General features: G+C 59.9%; 15 protein-coding genes. 10 read left to right on the top strand and 5 right to left on the bottom strand.

The window, feature by feature from the left end:
* Positions 1-138 precede the first annotated feature (138 nt).
* From NMG70_RS27220 to NMG70_RS27210, 3 genes are all read right to left on the bottom strand, one after another.
* Positions 139-840, bottom strand: a complete 702-nt coding sequence (locus tag NMG70_RS27220; protein ID WP_254027374.1) for a TetR/AcrR family transcriptional regulator — start codon at positions 838-840, stop codon at positions 139-141.
* 118 nt (positions 841-958) lie between these two features.
* Positions 959-2146 (bottom strand): alpha/beta hydrolase, encoded by a 1188-nt coding sequence (locus tag NMG70_RS27215; protein WP_254027373.1) that lies wholly within the window; start codon positions 2144-2146, stop codon positions 959-961.
* 629 nt (positions 2147-2775) lie between these two features.
* The gene (locus tag NMG70_RS27210) at positions 2776-3801 is read right to left on the bottom strand and encodes a LacI family DNA-binding transcriptional regulator (RefSeq protein WP_254027372.1); all 1026 of its coding nucleotides are present in this window, start codon (positions 3799-3801) and stop codon (positions 2776-2778) included.
* Positions 3802-3984: 183 nt separating this feature from the next.
* On the opposite strand from NMG70_RS27210, the gene NMG70_RS27205 reads away from it, so the two are divergent.
* From NMG70_RS27205 to NMG70_RS27175, 8 genes are all read left to right on the top strand, one after another.
* Positions 3985-4266 carry a hypothetical protein gene (locus NMG70_RS27205; protein WP_367185600.1) on the top strand — a complete coding sequence of 94 codons (282 nt, stop codon included), beginning with the start codon at positions 3985-3987 and terminating at the stop codon, positions 4264-4266.
* A gap of 700 nt (positions 4267-4966) precedes the next feature.
* Entirely contained in the window at positions 4967-5215 is a 249-nt protein-coding gene (locus NMG70_RS27200; RefSeq protein WP_254016395.1) for a hypothetical protein, read from the top strand.
* 682 nt (positions 5216-5897) lie between these two features.
* Positions 5898-6164: a hypothetical protein gene (locus NMG70_RS27195; RefSeq protein ID WP_254027371.1), complete on the top strand. Its 267-nt coding sequence runs from the start codon at positions 5898-5900 to the stop codon at positions 6162-6164.
* A complete protein-coding gene (locus NMG70_RS27190) occupies positions 6146-6616 on the top strand; it encodes a sulfatase-like hydrolase/transferase (RefSeq protein ID WP_254016393.1) in 471 nt (156 codons plus the stop codon). Before NMG70_RS27195 ends, NMG70_RS27190 begins: the two co-directional genes overlap by 19 nt.
* Positions 6613-6795, top strand: coding sequence for a hypothetical protein (locus NMG70_RS27185; protein WP_367185599.1), 183 nt, complete (start codon positions 6613-6615; stop codon positions 6793-6795). The genes NMG70_RS27190 and NMG70_RS27185 overlap by 4 nt, the downstream gene beginning before the upstream one ends.
* 91 nt (positions 6796-6886) lie before the next feature.
* Positions 6887-7120 (top strand): hypothetical protein, encoded by a 234-nt coding sequence (locus NMG70_RS27180; protein WP_254016392.1) that lies wholly within the window; start codon positions 6887-6889, stop codon positions 7118-7120.
* Between the two features lie 226 nt (positions 7121-7346).
* Positions 7347-7616, top strand: coding sequence for a hypothetical protein (locus NMG70_RS33370; RefSeq protein ID WP_436798468.1), 270 nt, complete (start codon positions 7347-7349; stop codon positions 7614-7616).
* Positions 7617-7776: 160 nt separating this feature from the next.
* Complete coding sequence (locus NMG70_RS27175) at positions 7777-8391, top strand: FMN-dependent NADH-azoreductase (protein WP_254016391.1); 615 nt, start codon at positions 7777-7779, stop codon at positions 8389-8391.
* Positions 8392-8453: 62 nt separating this feature from the next.
* Here the strand turns inward: NMG70_RS27175 and NMG70_RS27170 are convergent, their stop codons facing one another.
* Complete coding sequence (locus NMG70_RS27170) at positions 8454-9554, bottom strand: alpha/beta hydrolase (RefSeq protein WP_254027370.1); 1101 nt, start codon at positions 9552-9554, stop codon at positions 8454-8456.
* 71 nt (positions 9555-9625) lie between these two features.
* Complete coding sequence (locus NMG70_RS27165; protein WP_254027369.1) at positions 9626-10219, bottom strand: TetR/AcrR family transcriptional regulator; 594 nt, start codon at positions 10217-10219, stop codon at positions 9626-9628.
* A 152-nt stretch (positions 10220-10371) separates the two neighbouring features.
* Here NMG70_RS27165 and NMG70_RS27160 point away from each other — a divergent pair, with 152 nt between their 5' ends.
* Both NMG70_RS27160 and NMG70_RS27155 read left to right on the top strand, forming a co-directional pair.
* On the top strand, positions 10372-11544 hold the full coding sequence (locus tag NMG70_RS27160; RefSeq protein ID WP_254027368.1) for a patatin-like phospholipase family protein: 1173 nt from the start codon (positions 10372-10374) through the stop codon (positions 11542-11544).
* A gap of 90 nt (positions 11545-11634) precedes the next feature.
* Positions 11635-11792: acetoacetate decarboxylase family protein (locus NMG70_RS27155; RefSeq protein WP_254027375.1), on the top strand; the 158-nt coding region annotated here is incomplete at its 3' end.

Genomic DNA, 11792 nt, shown 5'->3' with positions numbered 1-11792 from the left:
GAGCGCCCGTTTTGGAACACAAGTGGCGCCGGCCGCACTCTGGTGACCGGATCAACGCAAGGATCTGGTGCCGCCACAAAGCACTCGATCTCGGCGAACAGATAATGGAAATCGCCGCGTAGGGGCGGCAGTCCAAGGTCAGGCCGCGCTGCTCGCCGCACCTGGGCGCTGAGACTTCCGCGGCCGCGGCCCGTCAGGCATTGCGCCGTCGGCAGGTCCAGGCAAGCGCGCAAGGACCGACTTCACCTGCCCAGCGTTGAGGCCGATCGCGCGCAGGATGGCGCTGACGGCCGCGTCACGATGGAGCGATGACAGCCTGCGCTCGCCGAGCGCGCGCATGAGCTGGAGCATGATCCCAACGACGATCTCCAGGTTCAGCTCCGCGGATGCCCCGGCGTCCGGGAAGCTCTTCGAGAACTGTTGCAGGTCTTCGAAAAGCCGGCTGCGGAGGAGCTCGCCACCCTTCGGGGCTGCCGCCGCCATTCTGGCGACAAGGCTGGCCCATCGAGGGTCATTGAGGGCCTTGTCGATGAATGAGGAGCACCCGAACGCAATCCGAAGGGCAGGATCGTCGAGGGAAAGCCGGTCGGCTTGCAGCATTTCGTCGAAAGACTGGACCAGTTCCTCCGCAACCGCCGCCGTTAGAGCGTCCAAACCATCGAAGTGAACGTAGAACGTTCCCTTGGCGACGCCGGCCTCCCTGACCACGTCGTCGACTGTGACCGATTCCACGGCCTGCTTGGCGAACAACGAGTTGGCCGCGGCAACGAGTTCCGCTCGGGTTCGCGCGCGCTTTTCGCGCCCAATTTCGGCTCGACGAATCGGATTGACCTTCGCCATCGCTATCAGATCTCCAACAACAGATTGTACACTAGGTCATATTGACCAAAACGTCCAGGCTATGCTGGCTGGCTTTAATCGCGACTGTCGTGACTCTGACACAGTCTACACAGATATCTTAGTACGAGATCTGACCATCAACGATCTGCCCGGTCGAGGTGGTAGACTCACGCTTCAACAATTTGCGTGCCTCGCTGCTATCAACTGGGACGGTGACGGTTTTGCGCGTCGCCGACCGGCCGAGACTACCGGCCGCCGCGGCTAAGCGATCCGCGAACCCAGCCTCGCCTCCGGACACAGATTGCCCCCCCAGGCGCTGTGCCAGCAAACGGATAATCTCAGGGCTGTCGGCAAAGGCATTGTGGCCCAGCGAATCTCCCGACGCTATTGCGCTGGTGTCGATAACCACAACTCCGAGTTCATCAAGAACCGCCGTATATGGCGTGAGATCGGTACCGCCAACACGCGAAATTCCACCAGATAGCCAGCGGGAGACCTCTAGAGCCTTGTCCCGCGTCGACGTGAAGATTGTGAAACGCGGCTTACTTGGTCCCATCTCGACAAACTGGCGGCGAAACACGTCGATGTCGATATCCGGAGACGCCAAGACGACATTCCTGACCTTGGCCGGGATCGACTTTTTGCGCATGGCAACACCGCGTAACGCCTCCGCGGCAAGCCACGTCCCCATCGAATGAGCGAGAATGGTGACGTCGTCGACGTCGGGACTCATGGAGGCCTGGAGGATCAAGTCCTCCAACGCCCGGCGCGAGTAATTGGCGCTCTCCTTGTCATAGAGATAGTCGAAGACCCTGGCCCGCGATGGCCAAGCGAAGAGAATAGGCGCTGCGTCGGTTCCCGAGTCGTGGACGATCTGAGCGAAACGAAACACGGCGTCGGCATATGAGTTGTTGTAGCCGTGCACGAAAATGAGCACCTGTCGCTTTGCGTTTCGGTTCTTGCGGAACCAATCGAAGACCTGCCTTTCCGTTGCGACTTTGTCGACTCCGACCATGGCAAACTCCCGATCGGGATCAGGGAGAAGGCGTGAAGGCCACTGGATCTGACCGATCTTTCGGTTTCGATCCGGAGGTATGGTGACAGTGACGCTGTCCAACGAGATCGCCGTTCCGCGCTCGCCTGAATAAAGTCGGCCGGGATCCTTTGACGGTTTGCGTGTCGTGGCGACCAGTAGGTTAACGCGCGTGACCTCGCCGGCGGTGACTGCGGGAGGTTCGAGCACGTTCTCCGCTCGGGTCGCGCAGCCGTTTGCGAACAAGCAAAGGGTCAGCAGGATCGGGAGCACCCAATGAAGGCTTCCTCGATGCCCCGGCTGACAACGACGTGATTGAAAAGTTAAAGCACAAGTTGGCACAGTTGGATCGGCCCTGTTTCGGGAAAAGCACGGCGAGCCGAACACCACGAGCTGGAGCCAGTCGACCGGCCTCGTGAAGCGTCCGGCGGAAAGGTTTCGCCGAACCGCCGTGCTCAAGGCGGACGGGAGATTCGCCAGGCGTGCGAGGACGGCTGTTCGAGGTGGCGGAGGCCGGAATAGCATCGATATCTCTCGGTTTACCGATCCGCGGTCGGTTGCCCGCGACCTCGTTTGCAAAAACTGTTGGACATATAGTCAAATTGACTATATAGTCAATATGAATCTCGCAGCGGGTTGCGAGCCTCGGCCTTACAGGACGTTCCCGGCAGCGATGGTCGTAAACCGCGCAACAGCGATCGCCTGGCGCTGACCGCCAGCATCATGGCCACCACGACATCCAGCTTGGGCAACTGATGACCTGCCTGTCGTCCGCATCCATGTCGCTTGTTGAGGAAGCGCAAGCCCGCGGCGGCCATGTCGGGACTTGCTATCTCGCGGCCAGCGAAGGAGTTCTGTGCGGGCGTCAGAATCGGGCATCCGCCGGCGACCGAGCCAGCCCCCTAGTCGCTGTCACGAACAACGAGTTCCAGCGGCCAGACCTCGCGGATGATCTTTGCGCCCTCCGGCCCCGCGAGGGCCGGCATAGACTCTAAGAGCATTTCCGCGAGCCGCTGGCCTAGCGGCTCCAGAGCGGGCCGAAAGCTGGTCAACCTCGGCGAAAAGTAACGGCATAGCGCTGTATCGACGATGACAACGACAGCGATGTCCTTGCCGGGCTGCAAGCCCATCTCGACCAGCGCCCTGCAGCCGCCGAGCGCCATCGCATCATTGTTGAAGATGATCGCGGTCGGCACGTCTTTTGACTGCATCAGTTTTGGCGTTACTTCATAGCCGCCGGACTCGTTGATGAAACCGGCCGCGATCATGCTAGGGTCGAAATCGATGCCGTGGCTTTTTAGCGCCTTGCGATAGCCAGCAATGAACAAATAGCCGAAGTTCAGGTTGAGCAACGGCCGCACCGCGGCAATACGCCGATGGCCGCGCGCAACGAGGCGATCGACCGCGTCGGAGCCTGCCTTCTCGAAATCGAGATCGAGAGACGGGTAGGATCGGCCACCGGACTGGCTGCGGCCGAGCGTAGCGAAAGGGAAGCCAACCTCAGTCAAATAGTCGATGCGCTCGTCCTCGCGGCGGGTCCAGGCGAGCACGACGGCGTCGGCGCGGCGCGCCTCGACAAGCCGGCGCAGACGCTCGTGCTGGTAGTCCCCCGGTCCGCCCATCACCACCATCAGGTCGATGCCGTGCTCAGCGAGCTTGGCCTGCAAACCTGTTAGGAACGGAATAAAGAACGGCTCGCCATACTGCTGGTCGCCCGGATGCGGCTGCAACATGAAGGCAATCGACTGGGTGGCCCCGCGGCGAAGATTGCGGCCCGACTGGTTCGGGGAGTAGTTCAACTTGCGCGCGGCATCGAGCACGCGCTGGCGAGTTTCAGCGTTGACATCTGCCCGGCCGTTCAGCGCGCGTGAAACCGTGCCGATAGAAATGTTCAGGTGCCGCGCAAGATCGTGAATGCTGGACGCCAAAGGCAAATCTCCCCGGGTTCCGGCTAGCGTTCGCGAACGTTCCGGCCAAGTCGATTTTGCGAACTCGCAAAAACCCGGTTGACATCCTACCGCACGAGGTGTGTTGTCGTAAACGTTTACGGAAAACTTTACGCAAAACCGTGAATGCCGGCCATGGAGGGGCCGCGCGGGAGGAGCACTGGGATGATCAATGTCGTCCTGGTCAGCAGCTGGGAGGCCGGCTGGCGCATCATCGGGGATCGCGGCAGCCTCATCTGGGACGGTTTTGACGAGCTGCAGGCAGAGGCTGCGCGCCCGGTTCGCGAAGGCCTCTTCGACCGGGTCGAGCCAATCGCCGTGCCGCCGCTCGACGAGAGCGACCGCATTGGGGGCCATCTCGGTGTCATCCAGGATTTCGTACGCGCCGTGGAAAGCGGCACCGATCCGGAGACGCGCGGCGCTCCTGACCCCAAGATTCGTAGTTAGAAAACTACGTCCCGGGAGGCAGAGCGCGGTACTGCGATACTGGCTTCTGCGTAAACGCGTTCAACTTTATTGTCCACGACCACGTTAATCGACAAGGCACCGCAACTGTCCCGGTAATCCGCCCATTGCCAAGGAAACACTGCATGTCAGTTGCCCGCTTTGGGTTGACGGGCAAATCTGGGGTGAAAGCCGAACGGCGGCGATTGTGATCCCAACGGTTGTGGCCATTCTAGCCGTCGGCTTCTGGTATCGCGTCGAATTCGCGCGCCTGTTACCTGCCAGACTTCGACCATTCTCATCGTATCGAGGTGCTTGTTTGGTCAATCCCGCTGTCCCAGGTCAGCCGATGAACTTTGCGCTGTCAAGCAACGTGTTTGACGCCTGACGTGCCGCGTCGGTCCCGCCCCGATCCAAGCGGACCTGTCGTCTATGAGAAACTTGCCTGTCTCGATCAGGCACATCTCTCTGCGTTCCTGCCTACACCTTGGTATCGCATCACAGACGATGTGTATCGCATCGCAGACGTTGGGTAGAATAGATTTGCGGCCCGGATCGGGGCAGTTTCTTCTTCGCAAGCCATCACGGTCATCGAGTGTCGCTCGCTCCTTCGCTCGCCCCTCCCCAATGCGACCGTGCAGGTCGACCCGATGATCGTGATGGTGAGCCCGATGTTCAAAGGCATGCACTATGGATGGATACGATGAGCAAGGATGGACTTTTTTCCGTTGGCGGAGCCCGTTGCGACGTCTACTTGGCTGGCTTAGACGCCGCAGTTGCAGCCGGACGGCCTCTCGCTGCTTCGGCCACGAGCCGAAAGCAAAACTTTCCCGCCTCCGGGACGCCGCACGGCATCGCAGCCACGCACCAGGATCAGGTGAACGCCGACCTGCTCGCCTTCATCTCAAACCACGATCACGCGTCGTCAGCAATTCCGTGGATGAGCCAATGACAATCTTTGGCAACCTTTCGCGCGGCTTGAACCGCATGTCAGGCGGTCCGCGAAGCCAAACGTTGTGCGCTCGCGTAGCCGAGCGGTGGCCCGAGTGTTTGTTCTGTCGGCTTATGTCTCGGATTGTAGAGCCGAATCACTGCGCTATCGAGCTAGCGCGCTGGCATAGGCGCGGAACACACGCTGCCGTGCCGTACGAATGGCCACGGCCTTCCCCGGTCATTTCACTCACGAAATCGACGGCACGCCCAGGCCCTGCAAGACGTTATGCCTCTCTGAGAGAGTCCCCAGTCGACCAACGTGGCGCAACTTGCCCCGAATGACCCGGTTGGAACGGATTGTGTGCATGCTCAATTTGGCGGCTCACGTCTCGCCGTACCTCCCCTCCTCTAGAAACTCCTGCACGGTCCGTTTGACCTCGTCAGATGGAGGGGCCACACGATTTGCCAGCGCCCTTGCTGAGGAGTGAGCCGACCGGTGGTTGACCTGCATCGAGTACTAGCCGCCTACCACAGTAACTAGCTGAGCGTTTTGAGAACCCTGATCTGCTCCAGGGCAACTCTGAGCAGTTTGGGCGCGAGATCGCGCGTCATCTCACGCAGTTCGGCTTCGAGCTTGGCCCGCTCCTGTGAGGGCCGGAACGCTTGCTCGTCTTCGAAATTGGGGTGCAGGAGATGCAGGCGTGGCCGAGAAGCCGTCAATCACCGAAACATTGCGACGAACCTCTGACCAACTGAAGAGGATCCGGAAAGGCGTCGCCAATGGCGGTCACGTGGACCAGATGCAAGAGGTCGATGCCCTGGTGGGCCTCGCCAAAGAAATGGCCGACCGGCAACTGGCCGGGTTAGAAAGCCCGGCAGATGGAAACGATGGCTCTGTGCAAGACCGTGACGATGCACCTTGTATCGCGAAAGCATGCAGCGTTCAGGCATGCCTGAGGACGTCATAGGGGCGACGGAGCCCTATGTCTGGGAATCCGAAGCGGACGGAACGCTGAAGAAAGCGCGGCCCTACACCCCGGAGTACCGTCACGAGGTCGAAGGCGACATTGCCGAGGCTTCGGTGGAATTCATAGAACGCGCATCCAAGACAACGCAGCCGTTCTTTCTTTATGTGGGGTGGACCCACACCCACTATCCGACGCTCCCGGCGCAGGAATTCCAGGGAAAGTCACGGATAGGAGCCTATGGCGACGCGGTGATGGAGCTTGATTTCCGCACCGGCCAGGTGCTCGACGCGATCAAGGCTGCCGGAAACGAGGATAATACGATCGTGATTTGGGTCTCCGCAACGCGGCGGCTCCGACAGCCGGCCCGTTCGACTCGCGCTACGGCTTCAACGGCCCCTTCCGCGGCGAGCTCGGCGACGCGCTGGAAGGGTCGGTCCGCACGGTGGGCATGATCAAATGGCCAGGCCGCATCGCGCCTCGCGTCAGCAACGAAATGGTGTCGGTGCATGACTTCCTGCCGACGCTGTCAAGCATCATCGGCGCAAAGCTTCCGACGGACCGGCCGATCGACGGCGTAGACCAGAGCGCGTGCTTCACCAGCAGCCAGAGAAATCCAGCCGGGACAGCCTGATCACTTTCGTTGGCGACGAGATCGCGGGCGTGCGGTGGCGGGCCTTTCCCTGTATCCGAAGCAATTCGGGATGGCAGGCGGAAACCCGTCGATGACCAGCCTCGCCGGCAACCGCATGAAGATGAACGGCTTTCCGGCGATCTACAACATCGAGGCCGATCCGCGCGAGGAGGTCAATGTCGTCGGCACGGCTGCATGGGTCATCGGCCCATATCTGAGGATAATCGGCGACTATCAGAAAACGCTGGCGCATACGCAGGCACAACGCCAGAATGAAGGCCGCGGCGAGGAGCAGGGCGCGACTAGTTCCCAGTTAATCCGGTAGATCATCGATCGTCTGCCGACATATCCGCGCCATTGCCTGCACAACCGCCAAGGCTGCCATTGTGCGTTTCGTTCTGCCTCCGTTGCGATAGTTGCCGTTCCGCTTGCCTTCAGGTGCGCCACCGGCCGCACCGTGCATGCGACAGACTGCGCTGCCCCTCACCGCTGGCGATCGACACTGGCAACCCGTCCGCTTCGACCGAGCATGACACCGAGGCGCTAGGTTCATGAGGTTGACGTTATTTTTTTCCGTCACCCTGCCCCCCATTGAGCACGACAGCGAAAGTGTTGTCGCGCCGTCGCACTGTCTCCTTGATCGCGAGCTGGAGCTATCACCCACAAGCGGCGCGCTCGCCCATGTACTCGAAGCGAACGAGATTGGAGCAATTCGGCTTCGCCGTTCTCTCGAAGCACTGCGCTTGGACCGGCAGCGGTCGCCGAATTCGCCAAAGCGCTGCGCAGTTGTTGAACTCACGCCGCTGCAAAATTCATATTGACTATATGGTCGTTATGACCTAATAGTTCAATATTGGCAGTGCTTGTTAAGGCAACCCACGTGCTGGCCGTTCCGGACGGCCTTGACCTTCACCCACTCGCTACAATCCCGCCCACCTCCCTCAAAAGGCGGCCAAGCCTATTCGAAAAGGAAATTTCCGCATGTCTTCCATCCTTCTTCTGACCTCCAGCCCGCGCGCCGAGTCTCTCTCAACGACGATTGCCGCCGATCTTGCTGAGAAGATCAAGAACCAGCATCCAGGCAGCGTTGTCGTCCGCCGCAACCTCGTCGCCAATCCGCTGCCGCATATCGATGACCTCTTCACCGCCGCAATCCGCAAGCCGGCCGAAGCTCGCACCGCCCAAGAAGCCGAAGCCGTGAAGACCTCGGATGCGCTGGTCGACGAGTTGCTCGCCGCGGATACGCTGGTTATCGGCACCGGTCTCATCAACTTCAACATTTATTCGTCTCTGAAATCATGGATCGACAACGTCGCCCGCGCCGGCCGTACATTCAGGTACACCGAAAACGGTCCGGTTGGCCTCGCCACCGTCAAGAAGGTTTATATCGTTCTTGCCTCCGGAGGCGTCTACTCGCAGGGCCCGGCCGCCAGCTTGAACCACGCGGTTCCTTACCTCAAGGCAGTTTTCGGCTTCCTAGGCATCACCGACATCGAAACGATCTATGTCGAAGGTCTCGCCTTCGGGCCTGAAGCTGCAGAGAAGGCGATCGGAGCCGCCAAGGCCCGCGCCGAAGAGCTCGCTCTGGCCGCCTAAAAGGCATGGGGTGTGCGGTTGATGAAGCCATCGTCGCTGTCGCTCGCAAGATCGCCTAGAAGCTAGCGCTCCCTAGGACCGTGCGGCACGCCGGTGCTATCAACGATCAATAGCCCGCCGCCCCCGCGTCTCGATTTCTCGCGCGCCAGCCCAGAGTGCAGGTCTTTACTGAAGCTTTGCAGCAGCTCCGAGGACGCAGCGAATTTCGTGTGCTGCAACGGGTCACCACTCTGAAGCAAGCTCATGTCGAATACGCGCACCCCTGCCTGTTCGAGGATTGGAATGATACGGGGGTCATCGATTACGAAGGCACCGACCCGATCGACATTGCCGGCTATTAGCTTTGAGACCGCAAGCGCCTTATCGTCGCGGGAGATCAGAACAGTGATGGGGGGAGACCTCTTTCCAATCGATATGATCTGCGTTCGAAACACGTCGATATCGATATCGGGCGAGGCGAGCACAACCTCACCAAGTTTGCCGTTAAACTCGAGGTCGTTTTTAAATTTGGCTTGCCGTAAGACCTCGGCCGTCAACCAGCCTCCCATTGAATGAGCAACCAGGTGGATCTTCTTGACAGACTGGATCTTAGCAACACTTCGGATCAAACGCTCAAGGTGGTCCCGCGAGAACATCGAGCTTTCGCGATCGCGACCGTACCCAAGGATTTTGCCTTCTGAAGGCCAGGAGAATACTATCGCAGCGCCTGCGAATCCGGTGTCATGAACAAGCTGGGTGAAGCGAAAAATCGCCTCCTGGTAAAGTGTGTTATAGCCATGGATGAAAATTACCGCTTCGCCATCGCGGCTTGCTCCGCCGACGCCTTTGGCAAATTGATCTTCCGTTAAATAAGTTCGCGCCAAGACGGAGAAGTGACGTTCCGGATCGGCAACCCCCGTCGGCCATTCGATTGCGCCTACTTTGTGACTGGGCGGGATCGACATTTGATATCTTTGGTAGTTTAGGGCGAGACTACGATCCGAAGCGGCTCCGAATTCGCCCGTTTCACCCGTCAGATTCCTTGAGGTAGCGGTAAAGAGTTCGACGCGCCGTGTATCGCTTGCATCGGTCGCAACAGGGGTGAGCACACTCGCTGCAGGACGGAGTGCGCAGCCATCCAGCGCAATCGCCACAAGCAGGCAGGAAAGCAATCGAAATTCCATCGGTGCCTCAACCCAACTAATGGACGATACATTACCTGCCACGATAACTTTGTGCTAGGCTCCAGACCCAATCAGCGCTGACTGAGACCGAGAGCTCGAAGCGTCGCATCGAGCGCCTGGCCGGTCGTTCCGGGTCGGGGACCTCGCTCAATAATTCCGCGCGTTACCTCAAGCCATATTCCAATTGCGATGTCGGCTGCCAACTCTACGTCGCGCACGCTCACTCGGCCCTGGGCGATCGCTTCCTCGATGTCCGCCTTGAGATTCGCGCGGACCCCCATGCCGAACTCAATGGGTGATTGCGAGCTCTGAATGACCAGGCGGGCCCAGTCTGTGTCCGCACTCGCTTTCTCCAGGAATTTTATGAACGCGAAAGAGAGGCGATCGACCGGATCCGGCCGCTCGAGCCTGGCAGGCGTCAGCAACTCATCAAGGCTCTGACTGAGTCCGGCACCCACCGCAGCGGCCAGCTCTCCGATGCCCTTGAAATGGTAGTAAAACGTCCCCTTGGCAACACCTGCTGCCTCGACGAGAGCATCCACCGTGACCGCCTCGTGCGTACGCCCCCCAAGGAGCGTCGCGCCTGCTTCCACGATCTGCGCACGCGTTCGCGCCCGCTTCTCACGCCCTATCTCCGCCCTGCGCGCCAAATCGACTTTTGCCATTAGTCATGCCTTTTTTGCTTTGCACCATTATGCAATTCTCATATTGACGATATAGTCGTTTTGACATAATAGTGCAAATTGAAATTGAAGCCGGTCCCCATGCGGACGGCGAAGGGCCGCGAGGTCACCCTCGGTGAGAAGGAAAGCATTCGATGAACGTTCAGCCCCAGAAGGATTTCCGGACGGCAGAACGGCGTCTCCCTTTCGAATGTATTGCGTTGGTGTTGCAAGGCGGCGGTGCGCTCGGGGCCTACCAGGCCGGCGTCTACGAAGCCCTTGCGGAAGCCGGCATTCATCCAGATTGGGTTGCCGGCGTCTCCATTGGAGCCATCAACTCCGCGATCATCGCTGGAAACGAGCCGGCCGAACGGGTTGAGAAACTGCGGACCTTCTGGCGGGAGATCACTGCCAATCCACTTCTCGACTGGACTGCCGCCGCAGACGCTCTCGCTCCGAAGGGCAATCTGCCGCGCACGCTCGTCAATCAATTCAGTGCAGCCTGCGCGCTCGTCGCCGGTGCCCCAGGCTTCTTCAGCCTGCGACAGCCCGTTCCCTGGTTGTACCCGAATGGCTCAATTGAAAGCACGAGCTTCTACGACACCAACCGCCTCAAGAGTACTCTGGAGCGGCTTGTGGACTTCGACCGGATCAACGCGGGCGGGATGCGTTTCAGTGTCGGTGCGGTGAACGTGCGCACGGGCAATCTCGTCTACTTCGACAATGAGACGCATACGATCCGGCCCGAGCATGTGATGGCCAGCGGCTCGCTTCCGCCCGGTTTCCCTGCGGTCGAGATCGAGGGCGAGTTCTACTGGGACGGCGGCCTCGTTTCCAACACGCCGTTGCAGTGGGTCGTCGAGCACGGGACGCGGCAGGACACGATTGCCTTCCAGGTCGACCTCTGGAGCGAGCGCGGCGAGCTTCCCCGAAATCTGGCCGACGTCGCGGCGCGGCAAAAGGAAATCCAGTATTCGAGCCGAACGCGCGCCCATACCGACCAGTTCAAGCAGTACCAGCGCGCCCGACACACGCTCGCGAACCTTCTGGCAAAACTGCCCGCGGATCTTTTGGGTAGCGAGGAGGCGAGAATGCTCAGCTCAATTGCGGACCACAAGGTCTACAAGCTGGTCCATCTGATCTACGGCTCGAAGCAATATGAAACCCACTCGAAGGACTACGAATTCTCACGACTGTCCATGGAAGAGCATTGGCGGGCCGGTTACTTCGACGCTGTGCGCACATTGCGCCATCCTGAGGCAATAGCGCGGCCGGACAATCTGGACGGGGTGAGCACCTATGACCTTGCTGTCGACGGGCGGGAATAGAGGTCAGTCACGCAAGCGACTGACGTCCCCCGTCGCGGATCCCCCTGAACGCAAACGAGCCGCTTGATCCAGTCCAAAGGAATTTCAGACATGCAGCAAGACACTGTCCGGGCGAGCGCTTTCGCCATGCCCCTGACCAGCCCGGCCTATCCGGCCGGCCCGTATCGCTTCCGAAATCGGGAGTATCTGATCATCACCTATCGCACCGATCCGCAGAAACTGCGCGACCTCGTGCCGGAGCCGCTTCA

Origin of the sequence: Mesorhizobium ventifaucium, assembly GCF_935822925.1 — a bacterium.
GTDB classification, from domain to species: Bacteria; Pseudomonadota; Alphaproteobacteria; order Rhizobiales; family Rhizobiaceae; genus Mesorhizobium; species Mesorhizobium ventifaucium.
The sequence above is the reverse complement of the archived record's forward strand: the minus strand, read 5'-3'. Positions and strand labels throughout refer to the sequence as shown.